22 protein-coding genes and 1 pseudogene are annotated in these 23308 nt (G+C 56.5%); 21 read left to right on the top strand and 2 right to left on the bottom strand.

The annotated features are described in order from the left end of the window. Positions 1 to 106: 106 nt before the first annotated feature. The 14 genes from hpaD (at position 107) to maiA (ending at position 13509) form a co-directional block, all read left to right on the top strand. On the top strand, positions 107 to 949 hold the full coding sequence (hpaD, locus tag RUE5091_RS06755) for a 3,4-dihydroxyphenylacetate 2,3-dioxygenase (RefSeq protein ID WP_058281153.1): 843 nt from the start codon (positions 107 to 109) through the stop codon (positions 947 to 949). A 24-nt stretch (positions 950 to 973) separates the two neighbouring features. Next, positions 974 to 2455 carry an NAD-dependent succinate-semialdehyde dehydrogenase gene (locus RUE5091_RS06750; protein ID WP_058281152.1) on the top strand — a complete coding sequence of 494 codons (1482 nt, stop codon included), beginning with the start codon at positions 974 to 976 and terminating at the stop codon, positions 2453 to 2455. After that, complete coding sequence (locus tag RUE5091_RS06745) at positions 2455 to 3309, top strand: fumarylacetoacetate hydrolase family protein (protein WP_058281151.1); 855 nt, start codon at positions 2455 to 2457, stop codon at positions 3307 to 3309. Before RUE5091_RS06750 ends, RUE5091_RS06745 begins: the two co-directional genes overlap by 1 nt. Continuing rightward, positions 3306 to 4106 carry a 2-oxo-hept-4-ene-1,7-dioate hydratase gene (hpaH, locus tag RUE5091_RS06740; RefSeq protein WP_058281150.1) on the top strand — a complete coding sequence of 267 codons (801 nt, stop codon included), beginning with the start codon at positions 3306 to 3308 and terminating at the stop codon, positions 4104 to 4106. The genes RUE5091_RS06745 and hpaH overlap by 4 nt, the downstream gene beginning before the upstream one ends. A gap of 11 nt (positions 4107 to 4117) precedes the next feature. Further along, positions 4118 to 5173 carry an aldolase/citrate lyase family protein gene (locus RUE5091_RS06735; RefSeq protein ID WP_058281149.1) on the top strand — a complete coding sequence of 352 codons (1056 nt, stop codon included), beginning with the start codon at positions 4118 to 4120 and terminating at the stop codon, positions 5171 to 5173. Between the two features lie 43 nt (positions 5174 to 5216). Next, on the top strand, positions 5217 to 5945 hold the full coding sequence (locus RUE5091_RS06730; RefSeq protein WP_058281148.1) for a metallophosphoesterase family protein: 729 nt from the start codon (positions 5217 to 5219) through the stop codon (positions 5943 to 5945). 522 nt (positions 5946 to 6467) lie between these two features. Then, the gene (locus RUE5091_RS06725) at positions 6468 to 7418 is read left to right on the top strand and encodes an MBL fold metallo-hydrolase (RefSeq protein WP_058281147.1); all 951 of its coding nucleotides are present in this window, start codon (positions 6468 to 6470) and stop codon (positions 7416 to 7418) included. Between the two features lie 25 nt (positions 7419 to 7443). Beyond that, positions 7444 to 9078, top strand: a complete 1635-nt coding sequence (locus RUE5091_RS06720) for an FAD-dependent oxidoreductase (protein WP_058281146.1) — start codon at positions 7444 to 7446, stop codon at positions 9076 to 9078. Next, positions 9075 to 9266 (top strand): DUF2783 domain-containing protein, encoded by a 192-nt coding sequence (locus tag RUE5091_RS06715; protein ID WP_058281145.1) that lies wholly within the window; start codon positions 9075 to 9077, stop codon positions 9264 to 9266. Before RUE5091_RS06720 ends, RUE5091_RS06715 begins: the two co-directional genes overlap by 4 nt. A 16-nt stretch (positions 9267 to 9282) precedes the next feature. Further along, a complete protein-coding gene (locus tag RUE5091_RS06710) occupies positions 9283 to 10317 on the top strand; it encodes a TRAP transporter substrate-binding protein (protein ID WP_058281144.1) in 1035 nt (344 codons plus the stop codon). Between the two features lie 3 nt (positions 10318 to 10320). Next, complete coding sequence (locus RUE5091_RS06705; RefSeq protein ID WP_082637164.1) at positions 10321 to 10869, top strand: TRAP transporter small permease; 549 nt, start codon at positions 10321 to 10323, stop codon at positions 10867 to 10869. Further along, a complete protein-coding gene (locus RUE5091_RS06700) occupies positions 10866 to 12182 on the top strand; it encodes a TRAP transporter large permease (protein WP_058281143.1) in 1317 nt (438 codons plus the stop codon). Before RUE5091_RS06705 ends, RUE5091_RS06700 begins: the two co-directional genes overlap by 4 nt. A 63-nt stretch (positions 12183 to 12245) precedes the next feature. Then, positions 12246 to 12791, top strand: coding sequence for a VOC family protein (locus tag RUE5091_RS06695; RefSeq protein WP_058281142.1), 546 nt, complete (start codon positions 12246 to 12248; stop codon positions 12789 to 12791). Between the two features lie 85 nt (positions 12792 to 12876). Continuing rightward, positions 12877 to 13509 carry a maleylacetoacetate isomerase gene (gene maiA, locus RUE5091_RS06690; RefSeq protein WP_058281141.1) on the top strand — a complete coding sequence of 211 codons (633 nt, stop codon included), beginning with the start codon at positions 12877 to 12879 and terminating at the stop codon, positions 13507 to 13509. A gap of 155 nt (positions 13510 to 13664) precedes the next feature. Here the strand turns inward: maiA and RUE5091_RS06685 are convergent, their stop codons facing one another. Next, positions 13665 to 14093, bottom strand: coding sequence for a MarR family winged helix-turn-helix transcriptional regulator (locus RUE5091_RS06685; RefSeq protein WP_058281140.1), 429 nt, complete (start codon positions 14091 to 14093; stop codon positions 13665 to 13667). Between the two features lie 447 nt (positions 14094 to 14540). On the opposite strand from RUE5091_RS06685, the gene RUE5091_RS06680 reads away from it, so the two are divergent. From RUE5091_RS06680 to RUE5091_RS06655, 6 genes are read left to right on the top strand one after another with little or no spacing between them, the layout of a single operon-like run. Further along, positions 14541 to 15842, top strand: coding sequence for an amidohydrolase family protein (locus RUE5091_RS06680; protein WP_058281139.1), 1302 nt, complete (start codon positions 14541 to 14543; stop codon positions 15840 to 15842). Between the two features lie 39 nt (positions 15843 to 15881). Then, the gene (locus tag RUE5091_RS06675; protein ID WP_058281138.1) at positions 15882 to 16865 is read left to right on the top strand and encodes a BMP family protein; all 984 of its coding nucleotides are present in this window, start codon (positions 15882 to 15884) and stop codon (positions 16863 to 16865) included. A gap of 16 nt (positions 16866 to 16881) precedes the next feature. Continuing rightward, the gene (locus RUE5091_RS06670; protein WP_058281137.1) at positions 16882 to 18240 is read left to right on the top strand and encodes an amidase; all 1359 of its coding nucleotides are present in this window, start codon (positions 16882 to 16884) and stop codon (positions 18238 to 18240) included. Further along, positions 18237 to 19757 carry an ABC transporter ATP-binding protein gene (locus RUE5091_RS06665; protein WP_058281136.1) on the top strand — a complete coding sequence of 507 codons (1521 nt, stop codon included), beginning with the start codon at positions 18237 to 18239 and terminating at the stop codon, positions 19755 to 19757. The genes RUE5091_RS06670 and RUE5091_RS06665 overlap by 4 nt, the downstream gene beginning before the upstream one ends. Then, the gene (locus RUE5091_RS06660) at positions 19747 to 20790 is read left to right on the top strand and encodes an ABC transporter permease (protein ID WP_058281445.1); all 1044 of its coding nucleotides are present in this window, start codon (positions 19747 to 19749) and stop codon (positions 20788 to 20790) included. The genes RUE5091_RS06665 and RUE5091_RS06660 overlap by 11 nt, the downstream gene beginning before the upstream one ends. Then, positions 20787 to 21728, top strand: coding sequence for an ABC transporter permease (locus tag RUE5091_RS06655; RefSeq protein WP_058281135.1), 942 nt, complete (start codon positions 20787 to 20789; stop codon positions 21726 to 21728). Before RUE5091_RS06660 ends, RUE5091_RS06655 begins: the two co-directional genes overlap by 4 nt. 119 nt (positions 21729 to 21847) lie before the next feature. Here RUE5091_RS06655 and RUE5091_RS22540 read toward each other — a convergent pair. Continuing rightward, positions 21848 to 22343 (bottom strand): annotated as a pseudogene (locus tag RUE5091_RS22540) (IS6 family transposase); the annotation flags it as partial. Positions 22344 to 22401: 58 nt separating this feature from the next. On the opposite strand from RUE5091_RS22540, the gene RUE5091_RS06650 reads away from it, so the two are divergent. Continuing rightward, a complete protein-coding gene (locus tag RUE5091_RS06650) occupies positions 22402 to 23094 on the top strand; it encodes a nitroreductase family protein (protein WP_058281134.1) in 693 nt (230 codons plus the stop codon). The last annotated feature ends 214 nt before the right edge of the window (positions 23095 to 23308 follow it).

Below are 23308 nucleotides of genomic sequence, written 5' to 3'. Positions count from 1 at the left end.
ACATCTATGGTCCATGAACTCTTTGAGAGTCGGACCAAACGACGTCTGGTCGTCCGCTCTCCCTAACAAAGCGGTCAGACGCCACCTTAAGTGAGGAGGAACTGTCATGGGAAAGATTGTACAGGCTGCTAAGATCACACATGTGCCCAGCATCTGGATGTCCCACACGATGCCGAAATACAAAGGTATCCGGCAACCTGCGATAGATGGTTACGCACGTCTGCGTCAGGACGCGATTGACCGCGAGGTCGACACCTTCATCATCTTCGACACGCACTGGATCACCAATCAGGGCTTTCACCTGAACACAAAGGAGCACCACAAGGGCCGTTTTATTAGCCATGAACTGCCGCACATGCTGGCGGATATGGAGTTCGACTATCGCGGTGATCACGATCTTGGTGAAACCATCCTCGACGTTCTGAGAGAACGTGGGGAACGGGCATTGGGTCATTCGCATCCCGACATGGGCATGGAATACGGTACCCTTTTGCCAATGCATTTCATCAATGACGGTGTGAATGCCCGGATACTGCCGGTTGCGGTCAACCAGTTCTCATCCATCGCCGAGAACCGCGTTTGGGGCGAAGCCATCGCAGAAGGCATCCGGCGCTCGGACCGCAATGTTTCTATTCTGGCCTCCGGGTCTCTAAGTCATGATTTCACGCCGAATGAACGCTCGGTCGAGGGTCTGAACGCGGTGAATGGCGAGTTCAACCGCCAGATGGATATGCGCGTGCTCGAATTGTGGGAGCAGGGCCGTTTCGAAGAATTCCTGGAGCTTCTACCCGACTACGCCAAGAAATGTACGGGCGAGTGTGCGATGAACGACACTGCGCTGCTGTTCGGTGCGTTGGGATGGGGCAGTTACAAAGGCGAGATCGACATCTACACCCCGTATTTCGGTAGTTCCGGAACGGGTCAGGCAAATATCAGCTTTTCGGTCTGAGGCCGAGACACGGGAATCCTGCAAATGACAGACTTACGTCTCAACGACCCCACGTTGCTTATCGAAGCAGCGCGGGTTGGCTCCAAATGGGTCGGTGCCACTGAGATATCCACCACTCTGGAAGTGACCAACCCGGCAACTGGTGATCTAATCGGACGAGTCCCCAATCTTGGGGCGGCCGAAACGGCCGAAGCAATCGCCGAAGCGCACCGTGCACAGAAGGGCTGGGCCAAGCTCACAGCGAAGGACCGCAGCCAAATTCTGCGCCGCTGGTATGACCTGATGATCGAAAACCAGGATGATCTTGGCGCTATCCTGACCGCCGAGCAGGGCAAGCCGCTGGCTGAGGCCAAGGGTGAAATCGCTTATGGTGCCAGCTTCATCGAATGGTTCGCTGAAGAGGCCCGCCGCGCCTATGGCGACGTCACCCCGGGCCACGCGCCGGATAAGCGGATCATCACAATCAAACAGCCGATTGGGGTTGTTGCCGCGATCACGCCGTGGAATTTCCCCAATGCCATGATCACGCGAAAGGCGGGACCGGCACTGGCGGCAGGCTGTTCCATGGTGCTCAAACCTGCCAGCCAGACACCGTTCTCGGCTATCGCGCTGGCAGTTCTGGCCGAGCGAGCCGGATTGCCCGCGGGATTGTTCTCGGTCATCACCGGATCAGCGCGCGCCATCGGAGGTGAGATGACCTCGAGCAAAATCGTGCAGAAACTGACCTTTACCGGGTCCACCGAAATCGGCGCGATGCTTTATGCGCAATGCGCACCTACGATCAAGAAGCTAGGTTTGGAGTTGGGCGGCAACGCTCCGTTCATCGTGTTTGACGACGCGGATTTGGACGCGGCAGTCGAAGGGGCGGTGATCGCCAAGTTTCGAAACAACGGCCAGACCTGCGTCTGTGCCAACCGCATCTATGTCCAGACTGGGGTCTACGACGCGTTCGCCGAAAAACTGGCCGCTATGGTCGCAAAACTGCCGACTGGAAACGGGTTTGACGAAGGCACCGTCTTTGGCCCACTAATCGATCAGGCCGCAGTCGCGAAAGTGTCTGAGCATATCAAAGACGCGACCACCAAGGGTGCAACAGTCACACTGGGCGGCAAGCCGCACGCCCTTGGCGGCACTTTCTTCGAGCCGACCATCCTGACTGGCGTGACAGCAAGCATGGCGGTAGCAACCGAGGAAACCTTCGGCCCAGTCGCGCCTTTGTTCAAATTCGACAGGGAAAGCGAAGTTGTCGCAGCCGCCAATGATACCGAATTCGGCCTCGCTTCCTATTTCTATTCGCGCGACATGGCCCGTGTCTGGCGCGTGTCCGAAGCATTGGAATATGGCATGGTCGGGATCAACACCGGCCTGATCTCAACTGCCGAAGCGCCCTTTGGTGGCGTTAAGATGTCAGGTCTGGGGCGCGAGGGGTCGCGCCATGGGCTGGATGACTTCATGGAACTCAAATACTTGTGCATGGGTGGCATTGACGCCGCCGAGGAGGCCTGATGCGCTTTGCAACTTTCACCGCAAACGGAGCAACTTTTTTCGGCGCGATCACCAATGACGGTGCAATTGCGCTGAACGACGCCTTTCCCGATCAGGCCAGCCTTTACGAGGTGATCGCCTCGGGCGCGTTTGAAAAGCTGACCGAGGCCGCAGCAGGCCGCGAAGTGACCCACAAGGAATTCACTTACGAAATGGTGATGCCGGATGTCCGCCGCATCCTCTGCGTCGGAGTGAACTTTCCCGACCGCAACGCGGAATACAAAGACGGCAGCGAACAGCCGAAATACATGTCGTTGTTTCCGCGCTTTGCCAGCGGTTTCACCGGGCACGATCGCCCGCTGATCCGTCCTCCGGAAAACCAAACGCTGGATTACGAGGGCGAAGTCGTTATCGTGATTGGCAAATCCGGTCGGCGAATTTCGCAGGAAGATGCCTATGACCACATTGCGGCCCTAACCTTGTGTAACGAAGGCACAATCCGCGACTGGGTCCGTCATGCCAAGTTCAACGTCACACAGGGAAAGAACTGGGACAATTCCGGTGCCATCGGTCCGTGGCTAGTGCCATTCACCGACGCGGCCCAGTTGGACGATGCCCGAATTCAGACCCATGTGAATGGTGAGCTGCGCCAGGACGATACGCTGAATCGCATGATGTTCCCGATAAGGCGCGAGATCGAATATATTTCGACCTTCATGACGCTTCTGCCCGGAGACATCATCGTCACCGGCACCCCGACGGGTGCGGGCGCGCGGTTTGATCCACCGAAATACCTGGAACCGGGTGACGTAGTGGAAATCTCAGTCGAGGGCATTGGCACGCTGCGCAACACAGTCGAGGACGAACAGGTATGACCCCCGAAGATCATGCCCGTGCCGCAGCCGACTTATTGCAGGCTGAATGCTCGCACGAACAGATTGGCCTTTTGACACTGCGCCATCCCGAAATGGGAATGAGCGACGCCTATGAGGTGCAGAACGCCATTTATCGAAAAAAATTGGCCAAAGGGCGCAAGGTGATCGGCTGGAAAATCGGGTTGACCTCGAAAGCGATGCAATATGCGCTGAACATCGATATTCCCGACAGCGGAATTTTGTTCGATGATATGAAGTTCGATCACGGCGGAACCGTTCCTGCGGGCCGGTTCATCCAGCCCCGGATCGAGGCTGAGATTGCTTTTGTCATGAAATCTGCGGTAGGCGGAGAGAACGTCACCCGTGACGACATCATTGCCGCCACGGATTACGTCGCGCCTTCGATTGAAATCCTCGACACGCGTATTCAGCGTGTCGACCCCGCGACCGGACAAACACGTACCGTCTATGACACAATAAGCGACAACGCCGCCAATGCGGGCATCGTGTTGGGCCCTGAGCGTCACGCGATAGATGCATTTGATTTGCGTTGGGTTGGGGCACTGACCTTCCGCAATGGTGAGATCGAGGAAACCGGTCTGGGCGCAGGTGTTCTGAACGACCCGGTCGAAAGCGTCGTCTGGCTGGCTCGTCGCATGGCGCAGTACGACCAAAGCATAGAACCAGGCCAGGTGGTCTTGTCTGGTAGCTTTATTCGACCCGTCGAATGCCCGCCGAGCACCGAAATCCATGCTGATTTCGGACCATTTGGCTCGGTCGATATCAACTTTGCCTAAAGGAGGCCGGGATGCCTGCGCCACTAAACGCATTCAAGGCCGCGCTGCAGGCTGGTCAGCCGCAGGTCGGCTGCTGGATTGGAATGGCCGACACCTATGCCGCTGAAATCGCGGCCACGTCCCAGTTCGACTGGCTGCTCGTTGACGGGGAACACGCCCCAAATGATCTTCGCTCAATCCTGGAACAGGTACGGGTCATCGAAGGAAGCGGCAGCCAACCGGTCGCACGCTTGCCGATCGGTGAAACCTGGATGATCAAGCAATACCTCGATGCCGGCGTTCAGAATATTCTGGTGCCGATGGTCGAAAGCGGAGATCAGGCGCGGGATTTGGTGCGGGCTGTGCGATACCCGCCCTACGGGGTTCGGGGCGTGGGATCGGCGTTGGCAAGGGCCTCGCGATTTGCGGCGATCCCGGACTATCTGAAAACGGCGGATAAACAGATCTGCCTGCTCGTTCAGGTGGAAAACCGCGCCGGGTTAGAGGCACTAGACGATATTCTTGCCTCTGACGTTGATGGGGTATTTCTCGGTCCCTCCGATCTGGCCGCTGACATGGGACATATCGGTGATGCTAGTCATACAGAAGTGGTAGAAGCCGTTTTGGACGCGATAACTCGGGTCGTCGCGGCAGGCAAATTTGCCGGGATACTGACACTTGATCCGGCCATGCAGCGTAAATGTCTGGATCTGGGGGCGACCTTCCTGGCCACAAACATCGACGTTACTTTGTTCGCGCAGGCGGTGCGCCGGGCCGCCGATGAAGCCTTGGCGTTGCTACCTGACCAAAGCGTTTCGGGTGTTGCTAAAACGGAAGCGGCCAGCAAGTACCTGCAGCAATTGTGCAAACACTGGTCCCACAAGGCCCAGGTGGCTTTCGACGACACCCACGGCAGCGTGGAATTTCCGGGCGGAAGCCGGCTGACCTTGGTCGCAGGTGAAACCAGCCTTTCGCTGACGGCGCAAACCGGCCCTCGCGGTGATCTGACCCGCTGGCAGGAAGTCATCGAAGCGCATCTGGTACGGTTTGCTTTTCGCGAAGACTTCAGCATTGACTGGGTGGACTGATCCCAAATCAACTACCGTCTGAAGACGACTACAAGGAACACTCATGTCAGATCCGATTTACGCAATCGGCGATATCCATGGCCAACTGGGGATGCTTGAAGACGCACTGGACCGGATCGAACGGGATGGAGGACCAGACGCCAAGATCGTGTTTCTTGGTGATTATACGGACCGGGGTGCGCAAAGTTGCGGGGTTTTGGATCTGCTGGTCCGAGGGAACGCCGACGGTAAGAACTGGGTCTTTCTGCGTGGCAATCATGACCAGATGTGCGCAATGTTTCTGGAGGACTATCCGCGCAATGATGCGCGCCTGTTGGTCGGGTATCACTGGCTTCATCCTCGGATCGGCGGGACCGAAACGCTGCAGTCCTATGGGGTAAAAGCCACCAACGTGGACAGAATCTATCAAGTTCACGCCGAGGCCAAGGAGGCCGTCCCTCAGGCTCATATCGATTTTCTGAACGGGCTAAATCCGTTCCATCAGGACGGCGCATTGCTGTTCGTGCACGCAGGTATTCGACCCGGGTTGAAACTGGCTCAGCAAGACCACGACGATCTGATATGGATTCGTGAGGAATTCCTGAACCATAAAGATCCACATCCATGGTTGGTAGTCCATGGCCACAGCCACGTGGCCGCACCTGAACATCATGGAAACCGTATCAATCTGGATACAGGTGCAGGCTATGGCCACGCCCTGACCACCGCCGTGTTTGAAGGCACCAAATGCTGGGTACTGGATGATGGTGGGCGGAAACTTGTGACTCACTGAGGCGGTCTCGGGCTCACATGGCGAAAAATGTAGCGTCGCCGGTGCCGTTTCTGTTTCAGAAGCTTCTCAACCAGGATCGCCATCAGCAGATTCCGTCTCGGGCAATTGGCCGCGACGATTGTGAATCCAGGAATAATCAAATTGTCCCGCCTACACGGCGCAATGTGGAAACTGAGAGAGACCGGACGTGAATCGACGCTTGCGGGTCATGTTGACCATTTCGATCCTATACAACGTGGAAGCCATTAGCGCTAAGCCTTGAACCATCCCATTGGGCCTATCAGTCGCTTAATGGAACATTAGTTCTTTACGGCGGTCGGCATAATTGGCCGCAAAAACAGCGGGAATGGACAACATTTTTCTACGCCGGAAACTTCGAAAAAATCTTCGAATGCACTCAGCAACAATAGTTCAAACACGCAACTCCAAACGAAACGGCATTGACTTTAGTTTCATATGTAACGATATTCGTTGCAAATGCAACAAACGAGTCACGCGAGCGACATACTTCGGGAGAACACAATGGCTAAGACATTCGCATCTCAGGGAGATTTGGCTGAAAAGACGATTAGCTTCACCGAAGTGGGTGAAGGGCTTTGGGCATTTACTGCTGAAGGTGATCCCAATTCCGGCGTGATCATCGGCGATGATAGCGTCATGATTGTCGAGGCGCAGGCCACGCCACGTCTGGCTGGCAAGGTGATTGAGAAGGTCAGAGAAGTTACCGACAAACCGATTACACATCTAGCGCTAACTCACTATCACGCGGTTCGTGTTCTAGGCGCTTCAGCATATGGCGCAGATCAGGTTCTCATGTCCGAAACAACCCGGGCGCAGGTTGTCGAACGCGGCCAAGAAGACTGGGACAGTGAGTTTCAGCGTTTTCCACGTCTGTTCGAAGGCTATGAGAGCATTCCCGGACTGACCTGGCCCACTACGACCTTCAAGGATCGCATGAGCGTCTACCTTGGAAGTCGACGCGTCGATCTAATGCATCTTGGTCGCGCCCATACTGCCGGTGACATCGTCATTCACGTCCCCGATCAGAACGTCATGTTTACCGGTGACATCGTCGAGTACCACTCGGCCTGCTATTGCGGCGACGGCCATTTCAACGATTGGGGTGGCACTCTGGCCAATATCGCCGCATTTGACGTCGATGCTATAGCGCCCGGCCGCGGTGATGCACTGGTCGGTAAAGACATGGTTGAAGCAGCAATCGAGTCCACCCGGGATTTTGTTGAAAGCACCTATCGCCCGGCCGCTCGTGTCGCCGCTAGCGGCGGCAGCCTGAAAGATGCCTGGGACGCTGTACGTGACGCGTGCGACCCGAAATTCGCTGACTACGCGATCTACGAACACTGCCTGCCGTTCAATGTTGCGCGCGCCTATGACGAAGCCCGCGGCATCGACACACCACGTATCTGGACGGCTCAGCGGGATCTAGAAATGTGGGAACAACTGCAAGGCTGAACGCCTGAAGGGAGGGGATTTTCCAATGTTTGATGACCGTTACACGCTCGCTTACAAGAGCTATCCATACGAGAAATCGCCCGATCAGGATATTGACGCGCCGGTGCGTCATCCGGTTGTGGTCATGGGCGGCGGGCCGATCGGAGTAGCCACAGCGCTGGACCTCGGCCGCCAAGGTGTTCCGGTAGTTGTGCTTGATGATCATGAGGGGATCGGCATGGGCAGTCGGGCGATTTGTTTCGCAAAGCGCTGCCTGGAAGTGGCCGACCGCTATGGCTGCGGCGAACCGATGCTCGAAAAAGGCGTAGTCTGGAATCTCGGTAAGGTATTCCATCGCGATGACAAGGTATTCGAATTTAACCTGTTGCCGGAAGACGGGCATAAATACCCCGCCTTCATCAATCTACAACAGCCTTATTTCGAGCAATACATGATCGATCGCCTGCGCGAGCTGCAGGACAAGGGTGCTCCGATCCAGTTGCGTGGCAAGAACCGTGTGGACAGCGTCGAAGTACACGACGATCACGTCACCCTGAAGGTGATGACACCGGATGGGCCATACACGCTTGAAGCGGACTGGCTTATCGGGTGCGACGGCGCCAACTCACCGTTGCGCGGGATGCTTGATCTCGATTTCAGCGGTCGCGTCTTTCAAGACAGCTTCCTGATCGCCGATATCAAATTGAAAGGCGATCTGAATTTCCCTACCGAGCGCTGGTTCTGGTTTGAACCGACCCATGGCTCAGGTGCATCGGCTTTGTTGCACAAACAACCTGATGATGTCTGGCGGATCGACTTCCAGATCGGCTGGGATGTTGACCGCAAAGAAGAACTTAAAGAAGAGAATATCCGTCGCCGATTGGACGCAATGCTGGGGGATGTGGACTATGAAATGGTCTGGTCCTCTATCTACACCTTCCAGTGCAAGCGGATGGACAGTTTCCGCTCGGGGCGGGTGTTTTTTGCTGGTGATGCGGCGCACCAAGTCTCGCCCTTTGGTGCGCGTGGTGCCAATTCCGGCATGCAGGACGTGGACAATCTTGGCTGGAAACTCGGGTTGGTTATTCAAGGCAAAGCGCCTGAGAGCCTGCTTGACACCTATGATAACGAACGGGTTCATGGCGCGGACGAAAACATCCTGAATTCTACACGGTCCACCGATTTCATCACGCCGAAATCAGAAACCAGCCGGATATTTCGTGATGCCGTGCTCAGCCTGAGCGGAACGTATGAGTTCGCACGACCGATGGTCAACTCGGGTCGGCTCTCGGTTCCATGCGTGTACAGTGGATCGGGGCTCAATTCCGCTGACGCGCTGGCAGGCGGTCCTGAAAGGACGCAGCCCGGCGCCCCCTGCCCCGATGCTCCGCTGGGCAATGAATTTTTGCTGTCAAAGCTGGGTGATGAGTTCATCCTTTTGACAATCGATGCAGAAGCACCTGAAGTTCTGGAAGAGGATGGGATCACGGCACGCCGGCTGGCTCTTTCGACCCGCGACGACCCGACTGGTCAACTCAGGAAACGCTATCTCGGCGAAGCCAGTTCGGCAGTCTACCTGATCCGACCGGATCAGCATGTCGCTGCCCGCCGAGCGGAATACAACGAAACCCTGATGCGCACCGCCCTGCGCCGTGCGATCGGGAAGGAAGTAAGCCAATGAGCGATCTGATCCTGACACCAAATATCGACGGAACCGACGATTTCTACGCCGACCTGCTGGCAACGCATGACGGCAAGACCAAGGCCGAGAGCGATACAATCAACGCAAGGTTAATTCTGATCCTGGCCAACCACATCGGCGACCGGGACGTCCTGACCCAGGCGCTCAATGCCGCCGACATCACATAATCCAAGGGAGGATACCATGAATATCAAACTGAAGGGCAACGCCCTGCTGCTCGCCGGCATTGCAACCGCGGCCATGTCCATCGCAACGACTGCCGTAGCAGAGACCAAGCTGGCGCTTTCGAGCTGGCTGCCGCCGCGCCACCCGATCGTAGTAGAGGCTATCAAACCCTGGGCCAAGCAAGTGGAAGAAGTCACCGATGGCCGCGTCACCGTACGTGTACTTGCAAAACCCATGGGCCCGCCCCCGGCACATTACGACATGGCTGCCGAAGGTATCGCTGACATCACCTATGGCTTGCATTCCTTTACCACAGATGACCGTTTCACCCGCTCTCGGATCGGTCAGTTCTCGTTCATTGGTGACGATGCCGTTGCTGGTTCCAAAGCATTCTGGAATGTCTATTCCGGCCCGCTGGAGGCGCAGAAAGAACATGAGGGCACCAAGCTTCTGGGGCTCTTTGTGCACGGCCCCGGCATGTTGCACAACAATGTCCGCAAGATCGAAAAGACAGACGATTTCTCGGGTCTCAAGATTCGCGTTCCTGGTGGCTACATCTCAGACCTGATGTCTGGTCTCGGCTCCACAACGCTCTTCATGTCTTCGGGTGAGGTGTATGAAAAGCTCTCGCGCGGAGTAATCGACGGCGTGACGTTCCCCTACGATGCTCTTGCTGCGTTTAAGTTGACCGAAGACGTCAAGTACACAATGAAAGTGCCCGGTGGTATCTACAACACCACTTGGTTCATGGTCATGAACGAAGACAAATGGAACGAGATCTCTGAAGAGGATCAGGCAGCCATAGAGGCGATTTCCGGTGAAGCTTTTGCCGCACTGGTTGGCGAAGCTTGGGTCGGTGCAGACGAGAAAGGCAGTGCCGCGGCGGAAAAGGCCGGGATCGAAATCTACGAAGCGCCAGCCGAAGTCGTTGATGCGATCAAGTCCCAAGCAGCAGATGCCGAAACAGCGTGGTCCGAAGCCATCTCGGCAGACGGCTATGACGGCACTGCTGCTCTGGAAGAAATGCGCAAACAAGCTGGCGTGGACTTCTGATCCATGGAGCGGCTTCGCCATCGTTTCCCCGACCAGCCCCCTGATGAGGGGCTGGACATCGGGCTGCTGCTCGACAGATCTCTGGGTGTCGGGGCCGCACTGATCCTGTTCAGCCTCGTCCTCATCACCTGTGTGGATGTAGTTGGGCGTTACCTGTTCAACGCACCGCTTTCCGGTGCCTTTGAACTCACTGAAATACTCCTGGCAGCGCTTGTTTTCTTGGCCTTACCACTGACGACAGAGCGCCGCGAACATGTCGAGGTCGACCTGCTGAATCTGGCGCTTGGACGCAAGACGCAACGTCTTTTGTCTGCGTTTGCAGGCCTCTTCTCTGCGGCCCTGTTAGCCACCTTTTCTTGGCGGCTTTTCACCCATGCGGCCAAAGCCGCCCATGACGGCGCGGTGACCAACGCGCTGGAGATTCCACTGGCGCCATTCGGCTATCTGGCTGGGGTCTCCTGCATGGTTTCGGCGTTCATCGCATTCCTGCGTGGACTACAACCGCCCATCGAACACGACACCGATCAAGATCACCTAGAGGGCGCCCCATGATTGAATCTCTGATCGGCTTTGCGATCCTGCTGGGACTTATACTACTGCGCGTGCCTATCGCGTTCGCAATGGCGGCTGTAGGCGGCTTTGGGTTTGCCTATATGCGTGGTTGGGAGCCTGCCTGGGCTATGACAGGGCAAGTGGCCTTTGACACTTCTTTGTCTTACTCCCTTTCGGTCATCCCTCTGTTCATCTTCATGGGCAACGTGTTGGCAGGCTCAGGCGTGGCACATGGGCTGTTTGCCGGTGCCGATCGGCTTTTTGGCAGACTGCGCGGCGGACTTGCCATGGCTTCGGTTTTTTCTTGCGGCGGTTTCTCCGCAGTGTGTGGCTCGTCCTTGGCCACTGCTGCCACGATGTCAAAAGTTGCCATGCCTTCAATGCGTCGTTTTGGCTATGATGACCGGCTGGCGACAGGCTCTATCGCCGCGGGTGGGACACTGGGCATTTTGATCCCGCCGTCGGTGATCCTGATCATCTACGGCCTGTTGACCGAAACCAATATTGCCAAGCTTTTTATCGCGGGAATTGTGCCAGGTATCATTGGTGTGCTGTTTTATCTTGGCGCGGTCATGGTTGCAGTACGGTTGAACCCTTCTCTGGCTCCGGAGGAGGAAAACACCGAACCGATGAGCCGGGCTGACGTCGTAGGCGTCATCTGTGTGCTGGGCCTTTTTCTCTTCATCATGGTTGGAATTTACGGTGGGTTCTTTACACCAACTGAGGCGGCCGGAATGGGTGCAGGTGCTTCGATCCTGATCGCCATTGCCCTCAGGACGATGACCTTGCGCAGCTTTTTCGCAGCTACGCTGGATTCGATCCGGGCTACAGCCATGATCTTTGCTGTGATTATCGGCGCCGAGTTATTTACCAACTTTATAAACTACGCCGGACTGCCGGATGCCCTATCAGGCTTTGTTATCGACAATGAATTGCCAGTCTGGGCGGTCATCGTGTTCATAATGCTGACTTACATGGTGCTTGGCTGTGTACTTGAAAGTCTGTCGATGATCCTGCTGACGGTGCCGGTCTTCTACCCGCTAATGTTCGAGCTTGAGTTTGCCAATGAACTCCTGCTCGATCCTGAAAACGCCCTTATCTGGTTCGCCATCGTCGTTGTTGTGGCTACTGAAATCAGCCTGATCACGCCGCCGGTCGGTATGAATGTCTTCGTACTGAAGGGCGTATTGCAAGATGTCTCACTTGGAACGATCTTTCGCGGCGTACTGCCATTCTGGATCGCAGACATCCTGCGGCTGATCCTGCTCATCCTCATACCCTCCCTGTCACTCTGGCTGGTGGGATTGATGTGAACCGCTGGGGCGACCGTACGTCGCTTTGGCCTTAAAAACTGCAACCTCGGAAAGGAGAAGTCGATGAAAATCGAGAAGATCCATCACGTCGCTTACCGCTGCAAAGACGCAAAAGAGACGATCGAATGGTATGGAAAAATGCTGAACATGGACTTCATCCTGGCCATCGCCGAGGATCATGTCCCATCGACGCATGAACCAGACCCCTACATGCATCTGTTTTTGGACGCCGGGAATGGGAATGTTCTGGCCTTCTTCGAGCTGCCCACGAAGCCGGAAATGGGCCGGGATCCCAATACCCCAATCTGGGTGCAGCACATCGCCTTCAAGGTGAAGGATCGTGAAACGCTGCTTCAGTTCAAGGACCATCTGGAAGCTAATGGCGTCGAAGTACTCGGCGTGACCGACCATTCGATTTTCCACTCTATCTACTTCTTTGATCCTTCCGGCCATCGTATCGAACTGGCCTGCCCGGACCCGGAAGAAGAAGCGCTGCTGGAGCGCATGGACGAAGTGAAGTGGCTCATGTTGGAAGAGTGGTCGAAGACCAAGAAAGCTCCGAAACATGCCGATTGGCTGCATGCCAAAGAACTCAACAAGTCTGCCTAACAGGCTTCTCGTGCCAGAAGACTTTCTGGCGCGGGAACCGACCTTTGGAAAAACCCAAGACGGCTGACCACAAAACTAGGAAGTCATGAAACTATACGGCTATTGGCGTTCGACGACCTCTTTTCGCGTCCGGATCGCACTGAATCTCAAGGGTATTTCCTATGAAACAGTTCCGGTCAACCTTGTTGCCGGAGAACAGCGCGCGCCGGACTACGTCGCGCTGAACCCCGGGAAGGGCGTCCCTACGCTGATCCTTGAGGACGGTCGTGTACTCACTCAATCGCTTGCGATCATCAATTATCTCGACGCCACCATACCCGAACCTCCGTTCCTGCCGGAGGACCCGTTCGAGCGTGCGCGGGTACAGGCTGCGGCCCATACCATCGCGATGGACATTCATCCAGTTAACAACCTTAGGATCACTGCGCATCTGAAGTCCCGGTACGGGCTTACGGCTGAGGATGGGGTCGAGTGGTTCCGGCATTGGATGACCGAAGGTTTCCATGCCTACCAAGCGCTTTTGCCAACTAACACCACCTTCAGTTTTGGTGACAAGCCGGACCTTGCCGATATCTGCCTTGTCGCACAGCTTTACAATGCACATCGCTGGGGTGTCGATATGACTCCATTCGACCGTCTGCTTGAGATCGAAGAACGCGCATTCACCCTACCCGCTTTCGACGCCGCCCGACCTGAAAGCCAGCCCGATGCCTCCTGAGAGAAATACACTGGCAGACCTAATTCTATTCTAAGTCGACGGCGTTAGCCCGACCGGGAAGGCAATGCCCTTCCGCGTCACCGATTACACGGATTTCTACGCCGGTCGGCAGCCAGCTCTCCAGATGGCTTGAGTTGCGCAGATTGGCTTAGTACCTATGTCACCGACGCGGCTTTAAGCAGAGCAGTCACGCCTTGGTCCAGCGCTGCGCGGTCCTCAGCCGACATGGAATTCAGCATCCCTTGCGCGCAAGCATCGACTTGTGGCAGCAACTGTTCGAAACGCCGATGGCCTTCCGGCGTACAATGATAGACCCTTATCCGGCGATCTTCTTCGGAAATTGCTCTGGTTATCAAACCTTTATCGTCAAGCCTCTGCGCGGCCCGACTGACTTGAACCTTGTCCAGAGTGGTGCGTTGCGAGAGTTCTAGAGAGGTCAGGCTTTTGGCATTGGCAAGTAGAAAAAGCAGGCGCCATTCCTCCCGTGATAGCCCGAATTCGCGCTGGTATACTTCCGTGAGTTTTCGTGAGAACGCTTCGGACGCCACGGCGAGACGATAGGGAAAGAAGGAATCTAGTTGCATACGAAACTATAAGACCGCTTTGTTTCACATGCAACGAAATTTGCCTGCACTGATCTTCGCCATCCTTATGCTGGTTGTTTTGCAAACTATAAGCCGAAGTTTACGAAATCGAGGTTCCCAGTGTTTTGATTCTGTTACGAAGTATTTTTCGGCTTGCAAGAAAACTGCGGATCCGCTGGATCAAGGGTCCGGATCGGCATTCTGCTGAAACGGACAGATTCCCAGCGTGAACCGACCTTTGCAAAAATTAGCAGTTCTGCAACGCAAAATCCCAAAAGCGAAAGTTGATCGTTATGTCAGCTTCAGCTGCCAAGAATGGTCAACACAAGCCTTGGTTATAGGCACGCACCGAGACTAGCTGAAACACTGGATCCGGAAGAGCCGCAAAAACTATTAGCATTCTTGCAGAATACTTTTTACCATGCGGTCAAATTTGGGGGGAGGTGGATGCTCGATATAATCATCAGACAGGCCAGCCTGCCGGATGGCAGCGGGCCGGTGGATATCGCGATCAAGGCAGACCGCATTGTGGAAATTGCGCCTGATATCAAGGCTGAGGCGCATGAAGAGATTCAGGCGACTGGGCGTTTGGTTTCCCCTCCTTTTACGGACCCGCACTTCCATATGGACGCGACCCTAAGCCTCGGGTTGCCGCGCATGAATGTCTCGGGCACGCTTTTGGAGGGCATCGCGCTTTGGGGGGAACTGAAGCCCCTGCTGACACCCGAAGCCGTGATTGAACGGGCCATGCGCTATTGCGACCTTGCCGTGTCGCAGGGACTGCTGGCTATCCGTTCGCATGTGGATGTTTCATCCGCCCCGTTGGTGGGTGTTGAAGCGCTCTTGGAGGTACGTAAACAGGTTGCCCCCTATATCGACCTGCAACTGGTAGCATTCCCGCAAGATGGCCTTTACCGATCAGACAACGCAGAGAAAAACCTGATCCAGGCGCTTGATATGGGTGTCGATGTCGTGGGCGGGATCCCGCATTTTGAACGCACGATGTCGGAAGGGGCTCGATCGGTCACGAGACTGGCCGAGATTGCGGCGGACCGCGGCCTGATGCTGGACCTGCACTGCGATGAAAGCGACGATCCGATGTCTCGCCACGTAGAAACGATGGCCTTTGAGACCACGCGCCTTGGGCTTGGGGGCCGTGTAACTGCAAGCCATGTCACTGCAATGCATTCTTACGACAACTACTATGCATCGAAGCTAATCCCACTCATCGCAGAAAGCGGAATGAACGTGGTACCCAACCCTCTGATCAATATCACGCTGCAAGGGCGTTCGGACACCTATCCGCGCCGCCGAGGCCTGACTCGTGTGCCAGAGCTGCGCGCGGCCGGTGTAAACGTTGCCTTCGGGCAGGATTGCACAATGGACCCGTGGTATTCGCTCGGGTCCGCCGACATGCTGGAAGTGGCTCATATGGGTGTGCACGCGGTACCGATGACATCCCGAGAAGCGATGGAATGGGCATTCACGTCGGTAACCCAAAATGGCGCCAAAGCCATGGGCCTGCCCGACCCGACAATCCGCGAGGGCGGCCCTGCCAATATGGTTGTGCTGCAGGCGCGTGATCCCATTGAAGCTGTTCGCATGAAAGCCACCCGCCTTGCCGTGATCAAAAACGGGAAGGTGTTGGCCCGTACAGAACCCCGAATGGCCGCGCTTTCGTTGCCCGGCCGCCCCACGACCCTGGATCCCGCAGAATACGCGCCCAGGCCCAATACTCAGGAAGCTTAAGAACAAGAACAATCGCCACCAACAGAAGAGGATCTACCAATGAAACTCACCACAACCCGCCGTCAACTGATGGTCGGCGCTGCGGCCACACTGGCCCTGCCGGCTTATGTCCGTCGCGTGAACGCACAATCTGCGACCCGAGTCGCTGGCGTGCATATGTCTCCGGTTGAAAACGCGTGGAACAGTCGTATACACGTCGCGATGCAGGAGGCCGCCGATGCTGGTCTGATCGAGTATGAGTTCTCGGAAGGTGTAGCTCCGACTGACTATCCCCGCGCGATGCGCGAGTATGCCGAAGGTGGTGCGCAAATCATTTGGGGCGAGTCCTACGCCGTGGAACGCGAAGCACGCGAAGTGGCGGGCGATTACCCGGATACCGCTTTCCTCATGGGCTCTTCCGGTGGGCCGGAGGGTGACAATTTCGGTGTCTTTGGCACCCGCAATCACGAGGCGGCCTATCTGGCCGGGATGCTTGCGGGCCAAATGTCAGAAAGCAATGTCTTTGGTTCGGTCGGCGGTTATCCGATCCCTGAAGTGAACCTGTTGATCAATGCCTTCCGAATGGGGGTGACCGAGGTGAACCCTGATGCCACCTTCGTCAACGGCTTTATCGGAGCATGGTTTGATCCGGCCCGCGCGCAAGAAGCTGCGATTGCCCAGATCGACGCGGGCGCGGATGTCCTGTTTGGTGAGCGCATTGGCACTGCTGATGCCGCCCAAGCGCGGGGCGTGAAGGCCATCGGTTCGCTTATTGACTATACGCCTCGCTATCCTGGTACAGTCTTTGCCAACGCGATCTGGAATTACGGTCCTACTATCGAGGCCATCGTAGCGGACGTTCAAGCCGGCAATCCAACGGGGCGCAACTACACGGAATATTCCTTCATGGCTCATGGCGGCAATGAACTGATCTATGTCGCCGATGAAGTGCCTGCTGACGCCATCCCGGCGATGGAGGCTAAACAGGCCGCGATCCAATCCGGCGAATGGGACGTTCCGATCGACGAAAGCGAGCCCTCCTGATCCCGCGGGTTTTGACGTGACCGATGCCACGGCTCTTGCGGCCGCCATTACGACAGGGCAGATCACTGCCGTCGACGTGATGGAGGCAAGCCTTTCTGCCTGCCACGCGCAGGCGGATTTGGGGGCCGTGGCATTTCTGGACGAAGAAATGGCGCGCGCCGGGGCAAGGGCAGCAGACGCATTGCCATCTGAACAGCGCGGTTCGTTTCATGGGGTTCCGTTTTTGGTGAAAGACCTCGGTGGTTTCGCAAAAGGGCTACCTGCTGCGGCTGGATCCGCAGCAATCCGAGCACAAGCGCGTAAACCCGAAAGTGACAATCGCCTGTTACAGGATTTGCGCCAAACTGGATTGATCCCATTTGGCTTGACTACAACACCCGCATTCGGCCTTTCCCTGACATGCGAACCAGATGGCATGGCGGCGACCCGAAATCCATGGAATCCCGCGTTGACACCCGGTGGTTCATCTGGCGGCGCTGCGGCTGCGGTTGCAGCCGGTATCGTTGCAATTGCTCATGCCACGGATGCAGCCGGATCAATCAGAGTACCTGCTACGTGTTGCGGTTTGACCGGGCTCAAGCCGTCTCGTGGTGCGGTGCCCGGAGGCCCTGATTTTGCCAATCACCTGATGGGCATAGCATCTGAGCTGGTCTTGGCGCGCTCGGTTCGCGACGTGGAGACCGCCCTTCAATCTGTAGTCCGGCCAATGGCCCCAGTGCACTTCCCAAAACGTCCCCGTGTCGCGGTGGCATTGCCGGATCGTTGTGGACCTGATCAGCGCAAAGCTGCAGAAGGTGCTGCCGACGCGCTGCGCGACGCAGGCTGTGAAGTGCATGATGTTCGTGCCCCCGACCGGATTGGGGCTGAGGCTCATGAAATCGCCCGAACCATACTGGCTGTTTCGTTGGCTGAATGGCTGACCGCACTCAAGATCTCTGACGACCAGGTTCCACCGCTCGCAGCCGCCATGGCTACTGAGGGTCGTGCGACACCTGCCACCGCGCTTTTTGCGGCCTCGCGACAGCTGGCACGCCTGACAAATCGCTCCCGCAAGCTTTTCAAATCCGCCGATGCCATCCTGATGCCGGTCCTCTCCTCTGCTCCGCCCGTTGTCGGCACTTTGGATCTGTCTGGCTCAACCCCTGACGCACACATGGCGCGGCTGGAAGCTTTTGCACCAAACGCCGCGCTTGCCAATGTCGCGGGCTTGCCAGCCCTGGCGCTGCCTTTTGGCATGGCAAATGACCTTCCTCTCGGTGTGCAACTGATTGGTCCCACCGGCGCCGATTTCGCACTGCTAAAACTCGGTGCACTTATCGAGACCCGCGCGCCCGCACTTTCCTTTCCGTCCCCAATCGCAGGCCTACCCGCATGACCAAGGTTCTGGAGCTTCACGGCATCACCAAGCGTTTTGGAACGCTTACCGCAAATGATGATGTGACCCTGACACTGGCGGAGGGGGAAATCCTTGCGCTTCTGGGTGAAAACGGCGCAGGCAAGACGACGCTGATGAATATCCTGTTTGGCCACTACGCAGCCGACGCAGGTACTGTCAGGGTGTTCGGCGAAGAGCTGCCTCCGGGCCTTCCACGCGCAGCGATCGAGGTGGGAGTGGGAATGGTTCACCAGCACTTCACGCTTGCGGGCAACCTCACCGTTCTTGAAAACGTCATGCTTGGCTCCGAACACTTGACGCGCGCGCGATCCGCTCGTGGTGAGGCGCGCGAAAAGTTGTTGCAGATCGCAGAGCGGTTTGGCCTGCCCGTGAACCCCGAGGCCAAGGTTCGGTCGCTTTCCGTGGGAGAACGACAGCGTGTTGAAATTCTTAAAGCGCTCTACCGCGACGCGCGAATATTGATCCTGGATGAACCTACCGCCGTTCTGGCCCGGCCCGAGGCGATGCGCCTGTTCGAGACCCTGCGCGACATGACGAAGGAGGGTCTTTCGCTTATCTTCATCAGCCACAAACTGCATGAGGTCATGGCTGCCTCTGACCGTGTGGCAGTGCTACGCGGCGGCAAGATGGTTGCAGAACGCAAAACCTCTGAAACCAACCCCGGAGAGCTGGCGGAACTGATGGTTGGCCGCAAAGTGGAACGGCCCGTACGCCATGACCATAAGATTGGCGCGCCAGTTCTGATTGCAAACAATGTGCGCGTGGAAGAGGACGGTGAGTTGCGTCTGGATGACGTGTCATTCACCGTCCATACTGGTGAAATCCTTGGTATCGTTGGCGTTTCAGGCAATGGTCAGGCTTCGCTCGGCGGGTTGCTTTCTGGGTTGGTCCACCCAAGCGCCGGGCGGTTGACACTCCTAGACGAAGAAATCAGCCATCTGGGACCGCGTGGAATGATCCGCGCCGGAGCAGGCAGGGTGCCTGAAGACCGCCATGCAGAAGGTGTCGTGGGCGAGTTGAGCTTGTGGGAAAATGCAGTGCTCGAACGGCTGCGCACACCGGAATTTTCGCGGCGAGGATTTGTCCGGCAACGTGCCGCCCGCGATTACACTTCAGGGCTGATTAAACGTTTTGATATCCGTGGTGCCAGTCCCGACACGCGAACACGGTTGCTGTCTGGCGGCAATATGCAAAAGCTGATCCTTGGTCGGGTCCTAACCAACGGGCCGTGCTTTGTCCTCGCCAACCAGCCAACGCGCGGCCTTGATGAGGGGGCAATTGCCGCGGTTCATGTCGAGCTCTTGGCGGCACGGGCTGAAGGTGCCGCGATATTGCTCATTTCAGAAGAATTGGAAGAAGCCGTGGCCCTGTCAGACCGTATACAGGCCATCGTTAAAGGGCGCTTGTCGGAGCCCATATCCGCCGACGAGGCTGACCCGCAACGCCTTGGCCTGATGATGGCGGGTGTCTGGAAGGAAGATGATAGTGAGGCTTGAACGACGCACACATGTTCCGCTGCACCTTGTGGTCATTGCGCCGTTGGCGGCGATCTTTACCGCATTGCTATTGGCTGCGGGTCTTATCGCAGCTGCTGGGGTAAACCCGCTTATGGCTTATGGTGAAATGCTGACCGGAGCGTTCGGCTCACGCCTTTCGATCACCGAGATGCTGACCCGTGCCACGCCGCTTATCTTCACCGGACTTGCCGCGGCTGTCGCCTTTCGTGCGCGGCTTTGGAATATCGGCGGCGAAGGGCAGTTCTTTGTCGGCGCGCTGATCACCGCTTGGATCGGCCATTCGCTCGGGGTTCTGGGGTGGATCGGTATTCCACTTTTGATGCTGGCAGGCATGGCTGCGGGCGCTGCTCTTTTGGCGGGGCCTGCCTTTTTACGCCTGCGTTTCGGGGTGGATGAGGTGGTGACGACCCTTCTGCTCAACTTCATCGTAATCCTTTTTGTGGGCCTCATGATTGAAGGCCCGATGCGTGATCCGTTGGCCTTTGGGTGGCCCTCTTCTGTGCCCGTAGACGGGGATTTTCGTCTGCCGGATCTGATCCCGCGCACGCGTCTGCATATCGGGCTGCTTATTGCCATCGCAGCAGCAGGTGCAGTTTGGCTGATCCTGGCGCGCACCGTATTTGGTGCTGAAACGCGCGCCGCAGGTCTAAATGCCAGTGCCGCCGCTTTTGCCGGAATATCCCTGCCCCGAACGATCATGGGCGTAGCTCTGCTTTCGGGCGCCTTGGCGGGGCTCGCCGGGTCTGTCGAAGTCATGGGTGTTACAGCTGGGGTCACCACCACGATGAGCCCCGGTTTTGGTTATGCAGGCATCGTTGTCGCAATGCTCGCCGCTTTGCATCCGGCCGGGGTCGTTGCTGCCGCTGTTTTCGTTGCTACAGTCTTCGTCGGGGCCGACGCCATGAGCCGCGCGACCGGTGTTCCCAGTTTCATCGCTGATGTGATTGTAGCGCTCTGTTTGCTTACCATGATCGTGGCCCTTCTTTTCACAACCTATCGGGTGCGTCGATGAGTGATGCAATTGAACTGCTGCTGAATACCAGCCTCTGGGCTTCCGTGTTGCGTATTGCTACGCCACTTATATTTGGAGTCCTTGGCGCATTGCTCTGCGAACGTTCGGGCGTGCTCAATCTGGGAATCGAAGGGATTATGACCATGGGCGCGATGAGCGGTTGGCTTGCCGTCTACATGGGTGCACCTTTGCTCGTGGGCCTGATGATTGCGGCCCTTTGCGGCGCCGTGATGGGCTTGCTGCATGCCATGCTGACGGTTCCGCTTGGGCTTTCGCAACATGTATCGGGGCTTGGTATTACGCTGTTTGCATCTGCTTTGGCCTACTACCTCTACAGGCTACTTGTCGAAGTGGGTGACTTGCCCCCAACGATAGAGCCTTTCCAGCCGCTCAATGTTCCGGGGTTTTCCGATATACCTGTTCTCGGTCCGATCCTGTTTTCCCAGGCCCTGCCGACTTATCTGGCGCTCTTTGCTGTGGCTGCGATGGCTTATGTTCTTGCCCGTACACCGCTGGGGCTGGCCATTCGTATGACCGGTGAAAACCCGCATGCTGTTGAGGCGCAGGGGCTGAACCCCATCCGCATCCGCATCGGCGCAGTTGTTGTCGGATCGGCTTTGATGGCGGTGGGCGGGGCTTTCCTGACGACAACGGCGTTTAACAGCTTTTTCCCGGGTATGGTTCAGGGGCGTGGCTGGATTTGCATTGCGCTGGTTGTCTTCGCCAGCTGGCGGCCCGGCAAGGCGCTGATTGGCGCGGTATTGTTCGCATTCTTCGATGCATACCAGCTGCGGCTGCAGACTGCGATTGAAGGCGTACCCTACCAGCTCTTCCTGATGGCGCCTTACGTACTTTCCATCGTCGCGCTCGTCCTCGTCGCACGCAGAGCCGAAATACCTGCAGCGTTGATGGCACCCTACCGGCGCGGTGAACGTTAGCGGCATTCGTTCGCGCATATTCACCGGAATTGATCAAGATGAAAGACTTCGCGCTGCAAATCTGAACGTGTGTTATCGCGTTAAATTGCGGCGCACCAAGGAATACTGATACTCGGATTTCAAGCAGCTTGGTTTGCGGCCTTCCAGGCATCAAATGCCTCGAACCGGTGGTTTCGAATTGTTAAGGCTGAGCAACGACGTGCTGGGACACAAAAGCAATTCCGAACGGCTGAATGGGTTGCCGCGAACCTCTTAAAACCACCTGGAGACCGATGGCCTTGCTTCGACCGTTCCCGTTTTCGGAATGGGAAATGGCTGTTTTCAGCGCGGTTATTGAGAACCTTGTGCGACCGATGCTCTAGACTTGGAGCGATCCCCCGATTAGCGGCGCCATATGAGCGCAGCTTGTCTGTGATGACCCACTTGGGAATGAAACCAAGACGTTTTATCAGGTGGCGCAACAGGCGTTTTGGGGCCCGTTTGTCCCGTTTCGGTTGGAGAACTTCGTCCAGCACGACGCCATGTTTATCGGCCGCGCCAAAGCCAATACTTGCGGCCAGAGATGCTCACGACAACTTCATCGAGGTGACAGACGTCGCCTTTTCGGCCCTGTTTCCAAAACCCCGGGCGAGATGCATAAACAGTCAAACTGCATATCCAGAAGAGATCATCAATGTTTTCACGCGATAAAGTAAAATACGAACCCATCGATCTTCCTGACCACCTGGATTATTCGGCGGCTCAAAGCCTTGAAGAAGCCCGCGCATTCTATGAGCGGATGAAGCGGCGGCATACGGTTAGGGACTATTCAAGCAAGCCGGTTTCTCGCGAAGTGATTGAAGAGTGCATACGCACGGCGGGCACAGCGCCCTCAGGAGCAAACCATCAACCCTGGCACTTTGTCGCTATCTCGGCTCCCACCTTCAAGAAGAAGATCCGTGAAGCCGCCGAGGAGGAAGAGCGGCAGTTCTATGATGGTGGCGCGGGTGACGAATGGCTGAAAGCGCTGGAACCAATTGGCACCAACGACAACAAACCGCATCTCGAGGAAGCCGCATGGTTAATCGTCGTTTTTGCGCAGCGCTGGGGCCATTTCGAGGACGGAACGCGTTTCAAGAACTACTACGTACCCGAAAGCACGGGCATTGCCTGCGGTTTCCTGTTGGCCGCACTACATCATGCGGGCCTGGTCACTTTGACGCATACACCAAATCCGATGAAGTTCCTCAATAAGATGTTTGATCGACCGGATAGCGAAAAACCCATCATGATCGTGGCTGTTGGTCATGCCGCGAAGGACGCAAAGGTACCTGCTGTGGCGAAGATCAAAAAGCCACTTGACGAGATCCTGACGGTTGCTGATTAAGTACTGCCTAGGTTCATTTTCCGAAATTGAAGGTTAAGCTGTTCCGGCAACACGCTGCACTGCATCAATCTGGATTTTCGCAGTGTAGTGACATGCACTTTGGCTAAAGTTTTCCCACTTTTACTCTGACTTTGATCAAGAACGAACAATGCGGCCCTAAGCGGATGAGGTGGGTGGCTCCTGCTCCACCGGCATCGAATGTGCCAAAGTGCAG

It is taken from the genome of Ruegeria denitrificans (assembly GCF_001458295.1).
GTDB classification, from domain to species: domain Bacteria; phylum Pseudomonadota; class Alphaproteobacteria; order Rhodobacterales; family Rhodobacteraceae; genus Ruegeria; species Ruegeria denitrificans.
The sequence above is the reverse complement of the archived record's forward strand: the minus strand, read 5'-3'. Positions and strand labels throughout refer to the sequence as shown.